We start from the raw sequence: 18,239 nt of genomic DNA on the forward strand, positions 1-18,239 counted from the left end.
TCAAGCTAATGATATCCCGCACAAACGAAATTTATCAAAAGGAAAATCTGGTTTAGGTTTAGGTGAAGCTAGTAACAGACACAAAAAAAGCCGCCCTTAAGCGACTTAATTTTTGCATCTTATGGTGCCGAAGGCCGGACTCGAACCGGCACGTATTTCTACGGTTGATTTTGAATCAACTGCGTCTACCGATTTCGCCACTTCGGCACTGAAGGGGATGCGGAAACGTTGTGGATTATACCTGTCGCACGCCGCCATGCAAGCGGCGACGCGCTAAACCGCGTTAAGTGCCCAAAAAACCAGCGCTCCCGTCAATCAAGTTCCGTCACCGCCATCCGAATCACCCTCGCCGCCTTCTGTTCCGGCAGCTTCAACACCTTGCCCCACATCGCCTGCGTCATCTCGCAGGTGAGCTTCTCTTTGCCCACCGCGTTCTCCGGCATCACCAGTAACCGGATATCCTTACCATATTGAATAGTGAGTTCCTGCATAATCGGGCGCACGTCCTCCACCGCGGCGGCGTGTTCTTCCGGGGTCACGGTGTGGCGATCGTTACTCCAGCCCGCGCGCATCATCTCGGCGTCGGCCTGCATGCGGCGCTGCATCATATCTTTATCCAGCACCCGCATCGGGTTGATGCCCCCCTTCACGCCCGGAAACAGGAAACGAAAACAGGCGTCGTCACTCACCTTCTGAATGGCGGCCGTCTGCTCCATGTTGATCTTCATATACGCCACCGCATTCGCGTCGGGGGCGTATTGCAGGCGCGACATCTGCAGGCTAAGGATCTGCGGCTGGACCACGTCGATAATGTCCTGCTCAGAATCGCCCGCCTTTTGCATAGTGAGGATCTGCTCGCGAATACGGGTCACAAACCTGGGGTCCTGCTCTTTGAGCACCTGCCAGGAGGGCATGGCGTTAAGGGTGGTATCAAGCCGGTGTTCGGGCGTGTTTTGCAGGCGTTGCTTATCGTAATAAACCCAGAAGGCTACTGCTGCGGAGATAACTGCCACTGCGACTATAGGTGTCCACGCTCTTCTCATCGTTACGCATCCTTAATCCTTTAGCTATGCCGATTTACACCGGCACGCCGCTATGGAAGCGAAACTCGTTATCCGGTGTTGAGATAAGTGTGGCTTCAATTTCACCAAAAAGCTGTATCCGGGAAGAGATATCCTCGTCGCTGACCTGTTGGGCAAGCGTCAGATAGTCCTGATAATGCCGCGCCTCAGAGCGCAGCAGCGACAGGTAAAACTTCTGCAATTCCTCGTCGAGGAAGGGTGCCAGCGCGGCGAAGCGTTCGCAGGAGCGGGCTTCGATATAGGCGCCGCAGATGAGCTTGTCGATCAGCGTCAGCGGCTCGTGGGTGCGCACGGCTTTCAGCATCCCTTTGGCGTAGCGGCTGGCGGTAATTTTGACGTAGGGGATGTTGCGGGTCAGCATCGCCTCCCGCACCTGCCAGAAGTGGTGCAGCTCCTCTTTAATCAGCAGCACCATGCTGTCGATGAGCGCCTGGCCCCAGGGATCGTCGGTTTTGGGCATCACGCTTTTGCCAATCTGCTTGTGCAGGGCGACAAAGTCTGGTTCCGGGCCTTCGCGGAAGGTAAAGGCTTCGTAGGGCTTGAGCCACTCGAGCAGCGCGTCGGCCCCGCTCTCGTCGGCGACGTATTTACGCACTAATAACAGCGCGGTCTGAGCGGCTTTGAGCTCGCACACCATATGGTCGGTGAGCAGCAGCGGCAGGTTGGCCGGGTCGCGGGCTTGATCAATCCATGCTTGCGGGGTCGGGCACTGGAGGAAGTTTAAAACAGGGGCAAGTATCTGCGGGTAGTCCATTATCTTTCCTGAAGCGACAGCCGAAGCTGCCGCAAATACACGTCGCCCTTCACGCTGCCTCTTCGTTGGCTGCCTTCGTTCACCCCAGTCACTTACTTATGTAAGCTCCTGGGGATTTACTCAGTTGCCGCCTCGATGCAACGCGAATGACTCGTGTATTGAATCAATTAGTGACGCACGCCGTCGTCATCTTCGTCGATGAAATCTTCGTCGTCTTCGTCACCCTCTTCGCCGTTCGGATCTTCGAAGTAGGTGCCCCAACCGTCGTATTCCACTTCAAACTTCTCGGCCAGGTTCATCAGCTGTTCAACCTGGGCGTCGATCAGCTCTGCCTTCAGCGCACCTTCGCTCAGGATATCGCAGCAGATGACGGTGTCGCCCTCTTCCACTTCCAGCTCTTCCGGCTCGGTCACTTCATAACCCAGACGGAACGCTTCCACCGCCAGTTTCTCCAGCGCTTCGAAATCATCCGCAGAGAAATGGTGCTCGATGGTGTAGAGCGCATCCGGATCGCTGCCGTCTTCCAGCAGTTCTTCAATAATCAGTCGCGTCTCTTCGCGCTGTTCTTCCAGCAGTTCTGGGTTTGCCATGGCTCGTTCCTCTTTAAAGTGCGGCAGATACTTCTATTTTCACACACGGATGTGTTTGCCTCCACCTTTGTAAGAAAGATTTGTGCAACGGGGTTGCATGTGCATATTGATACAGATAAAGTGAATTTTAATTCAATAAGTGGCCTTTGCCATGTGAGGATAAAATGTCTGAACTGTATAAAAAACATTTCCTGAAATTGCTCGATTTTACCCCTGCACAGCTCACCTCTCTGCTTGCCCTGTCAGCACAGTTAAAGTCCGATAAGAAAAAAGGGACTGAAGTACAGAAACTTACTGGCAAAAACATCGCGCTCATCTTCGAAAAAGACTCAACCCGTACCCGATGCTCTTTCGAAGTTGCCGCATTTGACCAGGGCGCACGCGTGACCTATCTCGGGCCGAGCGGCAGCCAGATTGGGCATAAAGAATCAATTAAAGATACCGCACGGGTGCTGGGCCGGATGTACGACGGCATTCAGTATCGCGGCCACGGCCAGGAAGTTGTCGAAACCCTGGCGGAATTTGCCGGGGTGCCGGTGTGGAACGGGCTGACCAACGAGTTCCATCCCACCCAGCTGCTGGCGGACCTGCTCACCATGCAGGAGCACCTGCCGGGCAAGGCGTTCAACGAGATGGTGCTGGTCTATACCGGCGATGCGCGTAACAACATGGGTAACTCGATGCTGGAAGCAGCCGCGCTCACCGGGCTGGATCTGCGCCTGGTGGCGCCCAAAGCCTGCTGGCCGGAAGAGCGCCTGGTGGCAGAGTGCAGCGCGCTGGCAGAAAAGAACGGCGGCAAAATCACCCTCACCGAAGATGTCGCGGCGGGCGTGAAGGGCGCGGACTTTATCTACACCGACGTGTGGGTGTCGATGGGCGAAGCCAAAGAGAAGTGGGCCGAGCGTATCGCCCTGCTGCGCGGCTATCAGGTGAATGCGCAGATGATGGCGCTGACGGGTAACCCGGACGTCAAGTTCCTGCACTGTCTGCCGGCGTTCCACGACGACCAGACCACGCTGGGTCAGCAGATGACGAAAGAGTTCGATCTGCACGGCGGAATGGAAGTGACGGACGAGGTATTTGAATCGGCGGCAAGTATTGTATTTGATCAGGCAGAGAACCGGATGCACACCATTAAAGCGGTAATGGTCGCGACCCTGGGTGAATAACGGTTGCGTTTAAAATAACGGGAGGGTTTTGGCCCTCCTGCTTTTCATATTATCCGTTCGGGATATTAATTTGCTGTTACCCGCACCTTACCGTAAGGGCACTTTTTAAAAATACATTTTACCGGGGCATCGCACTGTTTGCTCTCCGGATCGCGATGGCCGGGGCATCTGGACATGTTGTGCATCACGCGCCACAGGGTGTGGCTGTATTTATCGATTTGCAGGATATTGATATCGCGTAGCTCGTCGTTCACGAATAAACGATTATAAACCACCTTTATTTCATCGCCCGGTTTAAAAAGCTGCTCGCTGTTATACCACAGAATATATTTATGATTATGCTGAGTAAGAACTTTTGAAAATAATGTTCCTGTGGCCGGACTGGCAATAGTACCTAAAGTGATCCATGTTTTAGAAGCGGTCATCAAAATACCTTTTAAACGAGCATGCAGAAAGCGGAAAGCCATACGGTAAATAAGTGTAAAAGAACAATCAAAATGTGGTAATAGGTACAGCCTATCCTTTCAATCAAGGGTAATAAGCCTCAAAGTTTACTTAAGTCAAATTACAGCGGCATGAATATGACCCGGCGTAAAGAACCTGCCTCCCGCATCGATTGATTTTTCAGCGTAAACAGGGTACGTTTTGGCCCTGATTCCAGCGCGGATGTCCCGATCTTATGCCTATTATTCAATCTGTTGAACGTGCCTTACAGATCCTCGATCTGTTTAATGAACAGGCGACGGAACTTAAAATCACCGACATCAGTAAACAGATGGGCCTGAGCAAAAGCACGCTCCACTCGCTCCTCAAAACCCTGCAACTGCACGGCTATATCGATCAGAACCCGGAGAACGGTAAATATCGCCCCGGCATGAAGCTGGTCGAGCGCGGTCACTTTGTGGTGAGCACTATGGATATCCGCCAGAAAGCGAAGCACTTCCTGACCGCGTTGTCGGAGCGAACGGGGCAGACCACCCATCTGGGCATTCTGGACGGGCGCGAAGGGGTCTATATCGAGAAGATCGAAGGCAAACTGGCGGCCATCGCCTACTCGCGCATTGGCCGTCGCCTGCCGGTGCATGCCACCGCCATCGGCAAAGTGCTGATCGCCTGGCTGAGCGAGGCCGAGTTGAATACCCTGCTGGAAGGCTATCACTACACCACCTTTACCCCGGCGACCCTGGCCTCCCGCGAGGCGCTGCTGGCCGCGCTGGCGCAGACCCGCGAGCAGGGCTATGCCCTCGACAGCGAAGAGAACGAGCAAGGTGTGCGCTGCGTATCGGTCCCGGTGCGTAACCACGAATCCCGGGTCATTGCCGCCCTGAGCCTCTCCACCTTAACCTCCCGGGTAGACGACGAGGAGCTGGCCCGCTTCCGCGAACAGTTGCAGGAGGCCGGGCGCCAGCTCTCACGCGCGCTGGGCTACCCGGCCTGAGCCGTTATACCGGCTCGTAAGTGAAGTAGTCGAAGTCGGCGTGACAGCCGTCACCGCTGATATCCTCGCAGTGCAGCCCGACAAACGCGCCGGTAAAGAAGCCCCGCCCGCCGATATAGTCATCCGATAGCTTCCACGCCTCGTACGTCACCGGCACGGTGTGCCACTGCTCCCCGTCAAAGGAGTAGCTGTAGCGGTAGACCAGGCGATCGACATCCACCCGCAGCCAGATGCTCTCTGCGCTCTCCGGCACCGGGATGGGCTGCTCGTGCAGCGGCCACGACGGCACGTTGTGGTCGAGCTGGATCACCTTGAGGGTTCTGCCCTGCCCCTCCTCATAGTCCACAAAGCAGTAGCTCCAGTTTTTGCTGTTGTAGTAGCAGGCCAGCCCCGCACTCTGCTGGAAGTGACGCGGGGCAAACTCCATCCGCGTTTCCGCCCGGAAGGTGAAGTGCTGCCAGCGGCGCGCCACGGTGGACTGGGTGAAGGTCGAGTTCAGCGAGTCGTTGCCGTACAGGCGTAAAAAGCCTTTACGGGCCCGCAGGGAGCCGAGGGAGTCGTCGAACGGAATGCGCAGGGTTTGCAGCTCCGGGTCGAGGCGCTCGCCGTCGAAATCGTCTCGCCAGTTGGTCTGCGCCACGGCGGGGCTTTCGGTCATCTGCGGGCCAGGCACCATCAGTTGGGCATGCTTACCGCCTTCCACGTACGGCCAGCCGTCGCGCCATTCAATGCGCGCGATCCCCGTCTCACGCCCCAGGGAGCAGTATCCGCGCCCGCCGGAGCCCAGCAGCGGAATACCCGGCAGCCGCTGCGGGCGGCTGGTGAGATAAGCCATGTACCACTCTCCGGTGTGGGTCTGAAGCAGCGAGCCGTGGCCGCTTTTTTGCAGCGGGTTCTCCGGCAGGTGCCAGCTGGTCATCATCGTCACTTCCGGGTGTAGCTCGTAGGGCCCGTCGATGGTTTTTGAGCGCAGCACCACCACCGCGTGCTCATAGCTGGTGCCGCCTTCGGCGACCACCAGATAGTACCAGCCATCCTTACGGTAGATATGCGCCCCTTCGGTGTAGCAGAGCGGCGTGCCGGTGAAGAGGGTTTTGCGCTCCGGCGACAGCGTGCAGGTCTGCGGATCGTACTCCTGCATCACGATGGTGTTATGCGGGTTGCTGTGGTGGCGCGGCCCCCACGGGCGGTAGATGTAGTATTTGCGGCCATCGTCATCGTGGAACAGGGAGGGATCAAACCCGCCGTTGCCCATCGGGATCGGCTCGCTCCACGGCCCCTCGATGGAGGGGGCGGTGACCAGGAAGTTGCGCCCGTTTTTCCACGGGGAGTCGACAATCTTCACATCGGTATAGAGCAGCCAGAACTGCCCGTCGGCGTAGCTCAGGCACGGCGCCCAGATGCCGCCGGAGTCCGGGTTGCCCTTCATGTCCAGCATCGACACGCGATCCAGCGGGGTGCTTACCAGCCGCCAGTTCTTCAGATCCCGGGAGTGGTAAATACGCACACCCGGGAACCACTCGAAGGTAGAGGTAGCGATGTAGTAATCCTCACCCTGGCGACACATCGACGGGTCGGGGTTAAAGCCGGTCAGAATCGGGTTGGTAATGGTGTACATAGTGCCTCCTCCTTAATGAGATGCTGCCGTTGCCGCGGCGGGAATGGCTTCGCCCTGCGCCGCGCGATGCTTGAGTAACTGCTGGCTGATGGCCTCCACCCGCGCATCGGTGAGTTTGTAAAACGACAGCATGGTGAACATGCCCACGTAGAGCGCCACCGGCACCACGCAGAACAGAATTTTGATGGTGGTGAGCACCTCTACCGGCTGCACGCTGCTGCTGGCGGAGTAGTTCACGTACGCCAGGATCCAGCCCACCACCGCGCCGCCAATCGCCAGGCCGATCTTCAGGCTGAACAGGTAAGTGGAGAACACCAGCCCGTCCAGACGGCGGCCGCTGCGGCTCTCTTCGTAATCCACCACGTCGGAGGCCATCAGCCACTGCAGCGGCGTGGTGGTGTTAAAGACGAACAGGAACACGATGTTGAGGGCAAAGATCAAAGCGATATACTCGGCCGGGGTGAAGAAGATCAGCAGGCTGATCAGAGAGTAAGCGACGATGATCCACTTGAAGGCCTTAACCCGGTCGAAACGGCCCAGCAGACGGGAAGAACAGAGCGAGCCAAACATGGTGGCGATGCTGCCGTAGAGCAGGAACTGGGTCGCCAGCTCCGGATGATCCATCACATATTTCACAAAGTAGAGCGTCGCCCCGCCGCGCACCACGTTGGAACAGGTGGCCATCATTTTGAAAGCGCACATGATCCGCCACTGGCTGTTGCCCAGCAGCAGCTTCAGATCTTTCGCCACCGACGATCCCGGCTGCACCTCAAAGGTGTAGCGCTCTTTGGTGGTGAAGAAGCAGACGAACAGCAGCACCACGCCGCAAAGCCCCAGCACGCACATCGCGCCGAAGTAACCCAGTTGCTCGTTGCCTTTCCCGATGATCCCCACCAGCGGCAGGGCAATGCCGCTGATCGCCAGCGATCCCGCCGCGGCGAGGAAGAAACGCCAGGACTGCATGGCATGGCGCTCCTTCGGATCGGCGGTGATCACCCCCGGCATGGCGCAATAGGGCACGTTGACGAAGGTGTAGACCAGGGTCAACAGGATGTAGGTGACGCAGGCGTAAATCACTTTGCCGTTGGCCGAGAAGTCCGGCGTGTAGAAGGTGAGCATGCAGACGAGGCCAAACGGGATTGCGCCCCACAGCAGGAACGGGCGGAACTGGCCGTAACGGGTGCGGGTACGGTCCACCAGCAGCCCCATCAGCGGGTCGGTTACCGCATCCAGCACGCGGGAGACTAAAAACAGCGTGCCCATAATCCCGGCGGATAAACCAAACACATCGGTGTAGAAATAGGCCAGCAGGAACATGGTCGCCTGCCAGACGAAGCCGCAGGCGGTGTCACCCAGCCCGTAGCCAATTTTATCTTTCATGGTTAATGGCATCATCAGAAATACACCCTTATTTAGTGTGCTGAATTCACAATAACGTGTTAATAGAGTGTAATAAGCTGATTAATTTATCAGCAATGACCATATCTTATTTCTGAATTACGTTATTTTGCTTTTGTGACACTGCTCGATATATATCAAATCACTGTTTTAAAATCGTAAAAATAAATAAATGGCAGGCATAGAAAAGCCGTCCACGGAATATTTTCCGTAGACGACAAGAGCAATAAATATAATTAAAGACCGAGCGCTTTTTTACCGACGTTAATAACCTCGATAATTTTATCCGTGTCGTAAATACACCCTTTCCAGGTGCCGCCGCTCACTGACTGTAATGCCGCCCACAGACGCGTATCGTCCGGTAAAAATTCATGGGCATGCAATTCAGGATGCGGCTGGCGACGTGCCAGTTCAATGACGCCCTCTTCCGGGGTGAGCGGCGTCAGTGGCGTGCCGATAAAGTTCACGCTGCCGGTCAGGGAAAGGCGGTCCACCACAATCTCGATGATGTCGCCGTCCCGCAGTTTGCCAATCGGCCCACCGGCCAGCGCTTCGGGCGCCACATGGCCAAAACAGGCCCCGGTGGAGACGCCAGAGAAGCGGGCATCGGTGATCAGCGAGACCGTTTTACCCCATGAAACATGCTTGAGCGCCGAAGTGAGCTGGTAGGTCTCCTCCATGCCGGTGCCGGACGGCCCGCCGCCGATCACCACCATGATGTCGCCCTGGGCGATCTCGCCGTTTTTGATTGCCTTGATCGCCCGGGCTTCCGAGACGAACACCCGCGCCCGGCCGGTATGACGGTAAACGCCATCATCACCCACCACCGACGGGTCGATGGCCGTGGCCTTGATCACCGATCCCTCCGGCGCGATGTTGCCCACCGGGAAGGCCACCGTGGAGGTCAGTCCGCGGGCTTTCGCACGCTCCGGCGGCAGGATCACATCATCCGGATCGACGCCGTCCTGCTCGCGCAGGCACTGGCGGAAGCGTTCCCGTCGCTCAGAGCCCTGCCACCAGTCGAGGTTTTCCCCGACGGTCTGGCCGGTAACGGTCATCGCATCCAGATGCAGCAGACCGAGATCGCGCAGATGGAGCATCACTTCCGGCACGCCGCCCGCAAGGAAGGCCCGCACCGTCGGGTGATAATCCGGCCCGTTCGGTAATACGCTCACCAGCCGCGGCACCTTGCGGTTGATCCGCGTCCAGTGCTCCACGTCCGGAATAGTGCAGCCCGCCGCGTGGGCAATGGCGGGGATGTGCAGCAGTAGGTTAGTGGAGCCGCCAAAGGCGGCGTGGATCACCATCGCATTTTCAATCGCTTTATCGGTGAGGATATCGCGCGTGGTGATGCCGCGGTTATCCAGCTCAATCACCGCCCGCGCGGACTGGCGGGAGATCTCCAGCCATACGTCCTGCCCTGACGGGGCCAGCGCCGAATGGGGCAGCGCAAGACCTAAGGCTTCGGCCACCACCTGGGAGGTGCCCGCCGTGCCGAGAAACTGACAGCCGCCGCCCGGTGTGGCGCAGGCGCGGCAGCCCAGCTCGGCAGCCTCCTGCAACGAGAGTTCATGGTTGGCGTAACGCGCTCCGATGGTCTGCACCTTGCCGGCATCTTCGCCGAAGGTTGGCGGCAGCGTGGCCCCGCCCGGCACCAGAATGGTCGGCAGAGTATGCATCGCGGCCAGGGCGATCATGGTGGCAGGCAGCCCTTTGTCGCAGGTGGCGACGCCAATCACCGCCCGGCGCGTGGGCAGGGAGCGGATCAGACGACGAAACACGATCGCCGCATCGTTGCGGTACGGCAAAGAGTCAAACATCCCGTGGGTGCCCTGGGAGCGGCCATCACACGGGTCGCTGACAAACGCGGCGAACGGGATCCCGCCGTTGCGGGTGATCTCTTTTGCCGCCGCCTGCATCTGCAGGCCAATCTCCCAGTGACCGGTGTGGTAACCCAGCGCCACCGGGCGGCCATCTCCCGCGCGGATCCCGCCCTGGGTGCCGATAATCAGCACCTCTTTGCCGGTAAGTTTGTTGGCATCCCAGCCCATCCCGGCGTTCTGCGTCATGCCAAACAGATTGCCGCTGGGGGATTCCATCAGCATCTGCGGGGTCAGGGGCAGTGCCCCCTGCGGCCCCGCCGCGTGGGTGATCACCGAATAGAAGGCATCATCCTGCGGGGTAAAAATGGTTTCTATCGACATCGTGACCTTCCGGTTCAGCAGAGCTTGAGCTGTTGCAGCAGCGTTTTCAGCTGCGCCTTGCGCGCGTCATTCAGCGGCCCGGCAGGCGGCAGCACGTGGGTGGAGACCGGGCGTACGCACAGGGAAATCGCCTCTTTGATCACGTTCACAAACGGCGTATCCAGCTGATACATCTGCGGGATTTGCAGCAGGGTCTGATGATACTGCGCCGCCCGGGCCAGGTCGCCGTCGCGGAAAGCCTGCAACAGGTTGACTGACACCTGCGGGGCAAAGTTGCCGCTGGCGGAGATCGCCCCGTCGCCCCCCAGCAGCAGGGTGTTGAACAGGTGATCGTCGTAACCGCACAGCACCACAAACTGCGGGTGCGCCGCTTTGACGGTGAGGACCATGCTGCGCAGATGGGCCACCGAGTCGATGGTGTCTTTGATGCCCACGATATTGGCCCGGGAGTCCACCAGAGTTTTAACCAATTGCGGGGTCAGATCCTGCCCGGTCAGGGCCGGGAAGTTATAAAGGATCACCGGCAGGGTGACGCTGTCGGCCACCTGCTCAAAGTAGCGGATCAGGTTCGCTTCCGACACTTTCCAGTAATAGGGATTGATCACCACGATGCCGTCGGCACCGGCCTGCTGGGCGTGCTGGCTCAGCTCGATGGTTTCCCGGGCATTAGTGCCTCCGGTACCGATCAGGACCGGTACACGCCCCTTCACGTGGGCGATGGCGAATTCGGCGATCGCTTTGCGCTCTGCGGTGTTGAGCTGGGAAAACTCTCCGCCGCTACCTAAAAAGAACAGGCCATCGACCCCGGCGTCGATCATATGGTCGATAAGTGCGGCGCTGCCCTGCTCATCCAGCTTGCCGTCGGCGGTGAAGAGGGTGGAGACAGGGGGAATAATGCCCGAGAACTGCACGGTCTGCTGCATGAGAACTCCTTGCTGACTCATTTTGTTCTACATTATAGAACAGCGTTCATTTATTTAACTTTTATACTAGAACGCGAAGAAAGCGAAGGACAATCAGGTAACACGAGGGTGTGTCTGTTTTTTAAGCTTGATCACAGAACGGAATGAAAGGATGAAACTCCCTCTCCCGACGGGAGAGGGGAAAGGCATCAGGCCACCAGCATCTTCACAACCACTTTGCGCACCTGCGCCGGGTTGCCCACCGCGCACAGCGGTTTGTGGACTTCGCCCGGGTAGAAGACCACGAAATCACCTTCGCTCAGCACCACGGTTTTCTCCTGCTCGCCTTCCGGCAGGAAAGCGATATCTTTATCCGCCAGCCAGTCGGTCTCCGGCGTGCCGTTTGGCAGGGTGCTGAAGGTCATCCCTTCCTGGCCTTTCAGGACGATCTGAATGTCCAGATAACGGGCGTGGTACTCGGCGCGACGCTCGGCGAACGGCTGGGTCATATCTTCGGAAACCAGATAGAACAGGTTGTTGCCGTCGATGTCATGTTTACCGGTCGGGGTAGCATCGGTTACGTGCGCTTTAACGTGTTCGATCGCCTGACGCAGTTCTTGTGGCAGCCAGGCCTGTAGATTATGAATATTACCAACGATCATGTTTAAATCCTCAATATAAAACACCGTTTCATTTTCAACTTTTATACGAGAATTTCAGCTGCCATACCACCACTTTTTGACCGGGATTAGCACTTGCGCATAACCATGCACGCCCAACCGTTTTCGCTGCGTAAAGTGTGCATTATTCGCTTGATCCGCGGGTCAGGCTGCGTATAATGCCCCACAATTTGCCAGGAGGAAGCATGCTCAAACATGTTCGACAGAGTGCCCCAGCGCGTCTTAAAGCAGACGCTGGCCTGCTGTTTTTCTTCCCGTTGCGATCCCTATTCCAGAAGCCCCTCATTTGAGGGGCTTTTTTTTGCCCGGCGTCAGGAGATAAAAATGAATCCGCTTTATCAAAAACACATCATTTCCATCAACGACCTCAGCCGTGAAGAGCTGGAGCTGGTTCTGGCAACCGCGGCAAAACTGAAAGCCAATCCACAACCGGAGCTGCTGAAGCACAAGGTGATCGCCAGCTGCTTCTTCGAAGCTTCCACCCGTACTCGCCTGTCGTTTGAGACCTCTATCCACCGCCTGGGCGCAAGCGTGGTGGGCTTCTCCGACAGCAGCAATACCTCGCTCGGTAAAAAAGGCGAAACCCTGGCGGACACCATCTCGGTCATCAGCACCTACGTTGACGCCATCGTCATGCGTCACCCGCAGGAGGGTGCAGCCCGCCTGGCGACCGAGTTTTCCGGCGGTGTTCCGGTGTTGAACGCCGGTGACGGCGCCAACCAGCATCCAACCCAGACCCTGCTGGATCTGTTCACCATTCAGGAGACCCAGGGCCGCCTGGAGAACCTGAATATCGCCATGGTCGGCGACCTGAAATATGGCCGTACCGTCCACTCCCTGACCCAGGCGCTGGCGAAATTCAACGGCAACCGCTTCTACTTTATCGCCCCGGACGCGCTGGCGATGCCGCAGTACATCCTCGATATGCTCGATGAGAAAAAGATTCAGTGGAGCCTGCACGCCAGCATCGAAGAGGTGATGGGTGAAGTGGATATTCTCTATATGACCCGCGTGCAGAAAGAGCGTCTGGATCCGTCGGAGTACGCCAACGTGAAGGCGCAGTTCGTCCTGCGCGCCAGCGACCTTGAAGGCGCACGCGACAATATGAAGGTGCTGCACCCGCTGCCGCGTATCGATGAGATCACCACCGACGTGGATAAAACGCCGCACGCCTGGTACTTCCAGCAGGCCGGAAACGGCATCTTCGCCCGTCAGGCGTTACTGGCACTGGTTCTGAATCGCGATTTAGCTCTGTAAGGGGAAATGACAATGACACACGATAACAAACTCCAGGTCGAAGCCATCAAGCGCGGCACCGTAATTGACCACATCCCTGCGCAGGTGGGCTTTAAGCTGCTGACCCTGTTCAAACTGACCGAAACCGACCAGCGCATCACCATCGGCCTGAACCTGCCTTCTGGCGAGATGGGCCGCAAAGACCTGATTAAAATCGAGAACACCTTCCTGACCGACGAGCAGGTTAACCAGCTCTCCCTGTATGCCCCGGAAGCAACCGTTAACCGCATCGACGACTACGAAGTGGTGGGCAAATCCCGCCCGAGCCTGCCGGAGCGCATCGAGAGCGTGCTGGTGTGCCCGAACAGCAACTGCATCAGCCATGCTGAGCCAGTAAACTCCAGTTTTGCAGTGAAAAAACGCGCGAATGATATCGCACTTAAATGCAAATATTGTGAAAAAGAGTTTTCACATAATGTGGTGCTGGCCAACTAATTGAGGTGGCAATGCATGCCTGGCTTTCTATAATGGCCGGGACTTTTCGTATTCATTCAGGAGAAATCATGACCAAAGTACTCGCGACGGAAAATGCACCTGCAGCTATCGGCCCTTACGTTCAGGGCGTTGATCTTGGCAGCATGATCATCACCTCCGGCCAGATCCCGGTGAACCCAAAAACCGGTGATGTGCCAGAAGATGTCTCCGCTCAGGCGCGTCAGTCGCTGGAAAACGTCAAAGCGATCGTTGAATCCGCTGGCCTGAAAGTGGGCGATATCGTTAAGACAACCGTATTTGTAAAAGATCTCAACGACTTTGCTACCGTTAACGCCACCTACGAAGCCTTCTTCACCGAGCATAACGCCAGCTTCCCGGCGCGCTCATGCGTGGAAGTGGCGCGTCTGCCAAAAGATGTGAAGATCGAAATCGAAGCGATTGCCGTGCGTCGCTAATAGTTGATTTTAATATGCAAAAGGCAGCCCAGGCTGCCTTTTTTATTTTGTTAATACACAGCCATAAATAGACTTCAAGTATTTTCATCATTATTTTTCATCACCGATTGAAATGATCAATTTTTTATTCCAGGGGAAACTGACCCTGCCCAAAAAATTATTAATCCCTTTTAATGGAATAAAAAATGAAACTGTCTAAAATTGCGTTGGCACTTGCCACACTCACGGTTGCTTCATCGGCTTTAGCACATGGCTATGTAGAATCTCCAGCCAGCCGCGCTTATATGTGTAAGCTCGGTAAAAATATTGATTGTGGTTCTGTTCAGTGGGAACCGCAGAGCGTTGAACGCACCTCTGGCTTCCCAACTGGCGCGCTGCCGCCGGATGGACAGCTGGCCAGCGCCGGTATTACGCAGTATTCTCAGCTCGATCGTCAGAGCCTGAACGCATGGACCAAAACTCCGATTACTGCCGGTAAAAATACTTTTACCTGGTATCATACTGCTCCACATAAAACCACCAACTGGCGTTGGTATATTACTAAACAAGACTGGAATCCAAATAAACCGCTGACCCGCGATCAATTTGAATCCACACCATTCTGTACTGTAAATGGTAATGGCCAGGCACCAGCTCAGCGTCAGCAAATGACCTGTAATGTGCCACAGCGTACCGGCTACCAGGTTATTTACGCGGTATGGGAAATTGCCGATACCACTAACAGCTTCTACCAAGCTATCGACGTTGATTTCGGTAACGGCGGCAACGTGATCCCTGACGAAACCCCGGCTCAGGTATCCGAGTGGACGAAAACCCTGAACGGCCAGATCGCCGGTAATAACGTCAATGCAGGCGATAAAGTGATTGCCCGCTTCTTCGATGCTAATGGCGAAGTGGTCTCCATGCGCACCGAACTGACCATCTCCTCCGCTTCCCAGGGTCAGGCAAGCCAGTGGTCCTATGACCTGGCGCAGGCAATCAACGCCGCGCACAGCGATGTCCGCGTAGGTGTTAAAGATGAGAGCGGTGTGGTGAACCCGGTTCACGGCGCGAACAACGTCTATGTGAAAGATGGCAGCAACCTGAAATCTGTCGCGATCTCCTATGAAGAACAGCAGGCTCAGGTGAACGAAAACATCGCTATCACCAACGTGCAGTTCTCCAAAATCAAGAACGGCGCGGCAACCGTGACCTTCCACGTGAACACCCAGGGCGATGTTAACCTGGAAGCACGTGTGATGAACCACGCGGGTGCAGAAAAAGGTTACCTGAAGCAGGAGATGAATAACGCCAACCAGGACGTGATCATGAACCTGTCTGACGTGACTGCCGGTCACCACATGCTGAAATACTTCGCCACCAACAAAGATGGCGTAATGTTCGCGCAGGACGTGATCGACATGATGCTGGAGAACGAAGCGTCATCCGGTACTACAGGTAAATATGACTACACCTTCCCGCAGAACATCGCTTCCTACAAAGCGGGCACCGTGGTACTGCAGCCGAAAGATGGCAAAACCTACCAGTGTAAGAAAGCACCTTACAGCGGCTACTGCGTACAGTACGCTGCCGGCGCTAACCAGTTCGAACCGGGTGTAGGTTCTCACTGGCAGATGGCGTGGACCCTGAAGTAACAGGCTCTCCTGATGCCCGGTGAACAGGCCGGGCACAGAGGACCGTGGTCTGTTTGCCGGGTGGCGGCTTCGCCTTACCCGGCCTACGGATCTGAATGTTTAGTCAGCCCGGTAAGCGTAGCGCCACCGGGCATTTTTTTACTGATTGCGCGTCGCGCGCAGCAGTTTCTCCAGCGGATAGACCGCCGCAATCACCACTTCATCCTGAATCTGCGCCGCCTTATCCAGCTCGCCCTGAATCGACGCAATCTCCGTATCATCCAGCGTCCCCTGACGCGCCACCAGATCCGTTAAGCGCAGCCCAATCGCCGCCAGCTTGTCCACCGTCTGGATCACCGGCGTTATCGCCTTCAGCTGATAGCTGTTTTCGGCCAGCGCCAGCACGTCCGGCGTATTGTTCTGCCAGCGGTTAAAGAGATGGCGCAGCGACTCCGCGCTTTCGCTATCCTCAGCATCGCTCACCAGCCGCTCCACCCAGCGGTTCATCTGCCGCACCTGGTTGCTCTCCGGCGCCAGCGCGTCGGCCAGTCGGTTTAGCGGCTCAAACAAATCATAATTTCCGGCCTGGAATTTAAGATGGTTACGGGTGTAATAGTGGGCAGGCTCCAGCGCCTGGGCGAGGATCGTCAGCGGCAGCGTGTCGGTGGTGTTCCCCAGACGTGTGAACTGTACCTGCTGGCGGGCATGCTGCTGCAACCCTACCGACACCGTCGACCAGCTATCCATCGCCTGCAGGCGGGTATACATGTTGTCGATATCCTTCACCTCCTGCGCCGACCACAGGCGTTCCGCCACTGCAAATGTCCGCGGCCACAGTTTGATATCCAGCACCGGCGCCGCCACGTTTTCCGCCCACAGCGCCGCCTCGCCGCCCAGCAGATTGGCCTGCTGGCTGGCGTCCGGCACCGCCGGAGCGATCCCTTCCGGCACCGCATCCAGCCGTTGGCCTGTCACCGGATAACGGCTGTTACCCAGCAGGAAATAGCCGTCAATCTTGTCCTCTTTCACCGTCACTACCGGGCGGGTCTCCCCCATCCAGGTATCCACGGTGAAGCTCACCTGATTGTCGCTGCGCCAGACGATATCCTGCACCGCCCGTCGGGATTTGCCGTTGAAATCAATAAACCCGCGCCAGCCCGCGTCGCCTTTTATCAGGGTAAAACTGCCCTCCAGCGGCTTGCCCTTCAGGCGCGGCAGGGTGAAGGACCAGCTCTGGGCGCTGTCGCTGTCGGTAATGACATCCACATTGTTCAGCCCCTGGGGCACGATCTCATTGCGGTAGTGATAGGCGGTGTACTGGGGCTGATCGAGATAGAACCCGGTAGAGAGGATCCCTTTGTAGCCCTGCTTCGCCACCTCCCCCAGTGCGTCCTGCCCCTGCCAGGACTGGATCAGAATGCTTTTGGGCAGATCCGGGTGGAAGATCTCATCCCAGCCCACCATCTGGCGCTGATTTTTCTCGAGGATCGTCTCCAGCTTGCGGTTGAAGTACGCCTGCAACGCATGACTGTCCGCCAGCTTGTTGTCACGCATAAATTGCTGGATGGCGGGATTCGCTTTCCACTGGGTGTCGTCCACCTCATCGCCGCCGATATGCAGATAGGGATCCGGGAAGATCGCCGCCAGTTCAGCGATCATCGCGCCAGCGAAGGTGTAAGTCGCCTCTTTGGTGGGATCCATCACCGGCTTGAGCACGCCCCACTGGCGCTCCATCTCGTAAGGCCCCGGGGCGCTCATCAGCTCCGGATAGGCCACCGCGATGGCCGACGCATGGCCGGGCATGTCAATTTCCGGCACCACGCGAATACCACGCGCGGCGGCGTAGCGCACCACGTCACGCATTTGATCCTGGGTGTAGAAGAGTCCGTCACTGGCGAGCTCGGTCAGTTTCGGGTAGCGCTTCGAGGCAAACCGCCAGCCTTGATCGTCGGTTAAGTGCCAGTGCAGCACGTTGAGTTTCGCCGCCGCCATGCCGTCGATCTGGCGTTTGATATCCTCCAGCGGAATAAAGTGGCGGGCCGAATCAAGCAGCAAGCCACGCCACGGGAAACGCGGGGCATCTTCAATGGTCACCCACGGCAGGGCGGTGTTTTCCGGGCCGTTCTGCACCAGCTGAAGCAGGGTCTCCATTGCCCGCAGCGCGCCGAAGCGGGTGTTGGCGGTAATGTTCACCCCGCTGGCGTCAACGGTGAGTTTGTAGCTTTCATCGCTGTCCGGTTTAGGCAGTGGAGCCACCTTGCGGGCGATGGCGATGGTCACCGTAGGCTTCTCTGGTTTTTCTGCCTGCGGCTGAAGCGTCCAGCCGGTTTGCAGCGCCACCCGCTGGCGCAGACGGGTCACCGCATCGCCGAGCTCGTCTCCGGAGACGCTGACGGAGAAGTTATTGCTCAGCACCAGCGTGCCCTGGGTGGCCGGGCGTTCGACCTTTGCAGGCCAGGGCATCAGGGGGAGATCGCCTGCGGGAGCCGCAAACGCAGAAAAGCCGAGCATAAGCCCGGCGGTTAAGAGGCTGTACCGTAACATGAATGTTCCTTATTTGACGGGCCGAAAAAGGCAAAACATTCTGTTAACATGTGCGCAAATT

18 protein-coding genes and 1 tRNA gene are annotated in these 18,239 nt (G+C 57.2%); 8 read left to right on the forward strand and 11 right to left on the reverse strand.

The genetic code is table 11. The features are described from left to right. Positions 1 to 122: 122 nt before the first annotated feature. The 4 genes from DVA44_RS21255 to rraB form a co-directional block, all read right to left on the reverse strand. Positions 123 to 207, reverse strand: a tRNA-Leu gene (locus tag DVA44_RS21255). Positions 208 to 311: 104 nt separating this feature from the next. After that, on the reverse strand, positions 312 to 1,043 hold the full coding sequence (locus DVA44_RS21260) for a topoisomerase II (RefSeq protein ID WP_114388070.1): 732 nt from the start codon (positions 1,041 to 1,043) through the stop codon (positions 312 to 314). A gap of 34 nt (positions 1,044 to 1,077) precedes the next feature. Beyond that, positions 1,078 to 1,836 (reverse strand): tRNA isopentenyl-2-thiomethyl-A-37 hydroxylase MiaE, encoded by a 759-nt coding sequence (miaE, locus tag DVA44_RS21265; protein WP_114316036.1) that lies wholly within the window; start codon positions 1,834 to 1,836, stop codon positions 1,078 to 1,080. 167 nt (positions 1,837 to 2,003) lie between these two features. Further along, positions 2,004 to 2,426 carry a ribonuclease E inhibitor RraB gene (gene rraB, locus DVA44_RS21270; RefSeq protein WP_103178050.1) on the reverse strand — a complete coding sequence of 141 codons (423 nt, stop codon included), beginning with the start codon at positions 2,424 to 2,426 and terminating at the stop codon, positions 2,004 to 2,006. Between rraB and DVA44_RS26295 the strand changes: the two genes are divergently transcribed. After that, entirely contained in the window at positions 2,316 to 2,621 is a 306-nt protein-coding gene (locus DVA44_RS26295; protein WP_371413825.1) for a hypothetical protein, read from the forward strand. The two genes, rraB and DVA44_RS26295, sit on opposite strands and share 111 nt — an antisense overlap. Next, positions 2,591 to 3,595 (forward strand): ornithine carbamoyltransferase, encoded by a 1,005-nt coding sequence (gene argF, locus DVA44_RS21275; RefSeq protein ID WP_114388071.1) that lies wholly within the window; start codon positions 2,591 to 2,593, stop codon positions 3,593 to 3,595. Before DVA44_RS26295 ends, argF begins: the two co-directional genes overlap by 31 nt. A 65-nt stretch (positions 3,596 to 3,660) precedes the next feature. Here argF and DVA44_RS21280 read toward each other — a convergent pair whose 3' ends face one another. Further along, entirely contained in the window at positions 3,661 to 4,020 is a 360-nt protein-coding gene (locus tag DVA44_RS21280; RefSeq protein WP_114388072.1) for a hypothetical protein, read from the reverse strand. 254 nt (positions 4,021 to 4,274) lie between these two features. Here DVA44_RS21280 and DVA44_RS21285 point away from each other — a divergent pair, with 254 nt between their 5' ends. Then, a complete protein-coding gene (locus DVA44_RS21285; protein WP_114316039.1) occupies positions 4,275 to 5,033 on the forward strand; it encodes an IclR family transcriptional regulator in 759 nt (252 codons plus the stop codon). 4 nt (positions 5,034 to 5,037) lie between these two features. Here DVA44_RS21285 and DVA44_RS21290 read toward each other — a convergent pair whose 3' ends face one another. From DVA44_RS21290 to DVA44_RS21310, 5 genes are all read right to left on the reverse strand, one after another. Further along, positions 5,038 to 6,651, reverse strand: a complete 1,614-nt coding sequence (locus DVA44_RS21290) for a glycoside hydrolase family 43 protein (RefSeq protein ID WP_114388073.1) — start codon at positions 6,649 to 6,651, stop codon at positions 5,038 to 5,040. Positions 6,652 to 6,663: 12 nt separating this feature from the next. Beyond that, positions 6,664 to 8,046, reverse strand: a complete 1,383-nt coding sequence (locus DVA44_RS21295; RefSeq protein ID WP_114316041.1) for an MFS transporter — start codon at positions 8,044 to 8,046, stop codon at positions 6,664 to 6,666. A 239-nt stretch (positions 8,047 to 8,285) separates the two neighbouring features. Next, on the reverse strand, positions 8,286 to 10,253 hold the full coding sequence (locus tag DVA44_RS21300; protein ID WP_114388074.1) for a YjhG/YagF family D-xylonate dehydratase: 1,968 nt from the start codon (positions 10,251 to 10,253) through the stop codon (positions 8,286 to 8,288). 14 nt (positions 10,254 to 10,267) lie between these two features. Beyond that, entirely contained in the window at positions 10,268 to 11,176 is a 909-nt protein-coding gene (locus DVA44_RS21305) for a dihydrodipicolinate synthase family protein (RefSeq protein ID WP_114388075.1), read from the reverse strand. 188 nt (positions 11,177 to 11,364) lie between these two features. Further along, entirely contained in the window at positions 11,365 to 11,817 is a 453-nt protein-coding gene (locus tag DVA44_RS21310) for a YhcH/YjgK/YiaL family protein (protein ID WP_114388076.1), read from the reverse strand. A 203-nt stretch (positions 11,818 to 12,020) separates the two neighbouring features. Here DVA44_RS21310 and DVA44_RS21315 point away from each other — a divergent pair, with 203 nt between their 5' ends. From DVA44_RS21315 to gbpA, 5 genes are all read left to right on the forward strand, one after another. Continuing rightward, entirely contained in the window at positions 12,021 to 12,125 is a 105-nt protein-coding gene (locus DVA44_RS21315) for a pyrBI operon leader peptide (RefSeq protein WP_103178041.1), read from the forward strand. Positions 12,126 to 12,159: 34 nt separating this feature from the next. Beyond that, entirely contained in the window at positions 12,160 to 13,092 is a 933-nt protein-coding gene (pyrB, locus tag DVA44_RS21320; protein ID WP_114316045.1) for an aspartate carbamoyltransferase, read from the forward strand. A 12-nt stretch (positions 13,093 to 13,104) separates the two neighbouring features. Then, positions 13,105 to 13,566, forward strand: a complete 462-nt coding sequence (gene pyrI / locus DVA44_RS21325; RefSeq protein ID WP_103823058.1) for an aspartate carbamoyltransferase regulatory subunit — start codon at positions 13,105 to 13,107, stop codon at positions 13,564 to 13,566. Positions 13,567 to 13,634: 68 nt separating this feature from the next. Next, positions 13,635 to 14,021, forward strand: a complete 387-nt coding sequence (ridA, locus tag DVA44_RS21330; RefSeq protein WP_103823057.1) for a 2-iminobutanoate/2-iminopropanoate deaminase — start codon at positions 13,635 to 13,637, stop codon at positions 14,019 to 14,021. Positions 14,022 to 14,206: 185 nt separating this feature from the next. Beyond that, a complete protein-coding gene (gene gbpA / locus DVA44_RS21335; RefSeq protein ID WP_114388077.1) occupies positions 14,207 to 15,655 on the forward strand; it encodes an N-acetylglucosamine-binding protein GbpA in 1,449 nt (482 codons plus the stop codon). Between the two features lie 138 nt (positions 15,656 to 15,793). On the opposite strand, the gene DVA44_RS21340 is transcribed toward gbpA, so the two are convergent. Continuing rightward, on the reverse strand, positions 15,794 to 18,178 hold the full coding sequence (locus DVA44_RS21340; protein ID WP_114388078.1) for a beta-N-acetylhexosaminidase: 2,385 nt from the start codon (positions 18,176 to 18,178) through the stop codon (positions 15,794 to 15,796). Between the last annotated feature and the right edge of the window lie 61 nt (positions 18,179 to 18,239).

Origin of the sequence: Leclercia sp. W17 (assembly GCF_003336325.1) — a bacterium.
Lineage (GTDB): Bacteria > Pseudomonadota > Gammaproteobacteria > Enterobacterales > Enterobacteriaceae > Enterobacter.

Coding starts and splice junctions, on each gene's coding strand:
- DVA44_RS21310 (WP_114388076.1), bottom strand. CDS start 11,817: ATGATCGTTGGTAATATTCATAATCTACAGGCCTGGCTGCCACAAGAA.
- DVA44_RS21295 (WP_114316041.1), bottom strand. CDS start 8,046: ATGATGCCATTAACCATGAAAGATAAAATTGGCTACGGGCTGGGTGAC.
- DVA44_RS21285 (WP_114316039.1), top strand. CDS start 4,275: ATGCCTATTATTCAATCTGTTGAACGTGCCTTACAGATCCTCGATCTG.
- DVA44_RS21300 (WP_114388074.1), bottom strand. CDS start 10,253: ATGTCGATAGAAACCATTTTTACCCCGCAGGATGATGCCTTCTATTCG.
- DVA44_RS21315 (WP_103178041.1), top strand. CDS start 12,021: ATGCTCAAACATGTTCGACAGAGTGCCCCAGCGCGTCTTAAAGCAGAC.
- DVA44_RS21290 (WP_114388073.1), bottom strand. CDS start 6,651: ATGTACACCATTACCAACCCGATTCTGACCGGCTTTAACCCCGACCCG.
- ridA (WP_103823057.1), top strand. CDS start 13,635: ATGACCAAAGTACTCGCGACGGAAAATGCACCTGCAGCTATCGGCCCT.
- DVA44_RS21305 (WP_114388075.1), bottom strand. CDS start 11,176: ATGCAGCAGACCGTGCAGTTCTCGGGCATTATTCCCCCTGTCTCCACC.
- DVA44_RS26295 (WP_371413825.1), top strand. CDS start 2,316: ATGGTGCTCGATGGTGTAGAGCGCATCCGGATCGCTGCCGTCTTCCAG.
- DVA44_RS21340 (WP_114388078.1), bottom strand. CDS start 18,178: ATGTTACGGTACAGCCTCTTAACCGCCGGGCTTATGCTCGGCTTTTCT.
- pyrI (WP_103823058.1), top strand. CDS start 13,105: ATGACACACGATAACAAACTCCAGGTCGAAGCCATCAAGCGCGGCACC.
- miaE (WP_114316036.1), bottom strand. CDS start 1,836: ATGGACTACCCGCAGATACTTGCCCCTGTTTTAAACTTCCTCCAGTGC.
- rraB (WP_103178050.1), bottom strand. CDS start 2,426: ATGGCAAACCCAGAACTGCTGGAAGAACAGCGCGAAGAGACGCGACTG.
- pyrB (WP_114316045.1), top strand. CDS start 12,160: ATGAATCCGCTTTATCAAAAACACATCATTTCCATCAACGACCTCAGC.
- gbpA (WP_114388077.1), top strand. CDS start 14,207: ATGAAACTGTCTAAAATTGCGTTGGCACTTGCCACACTCACGGTTGCT.
- argF (WP_114388071.1), top strand. CDS start 2,591: ATGTCTGAACTGTATAAAAAACATTTCCTGAAATTGCTCGATTTTACC.
- DVA44_RS21260 (WP_114388070.1), bottom strand. CDS start 1,043: ATGAGAAGAGCGTGGACACCTATAGTCGCAGTGGCAGTTATCTCCGCA.
- DVA44_RS21280 (WP_114388072.1), bottom strand. CDS start 4,020: ATGACCGCTTCTAAAACATGGATCACTTTAGGTACTATTGCCAGTCCG.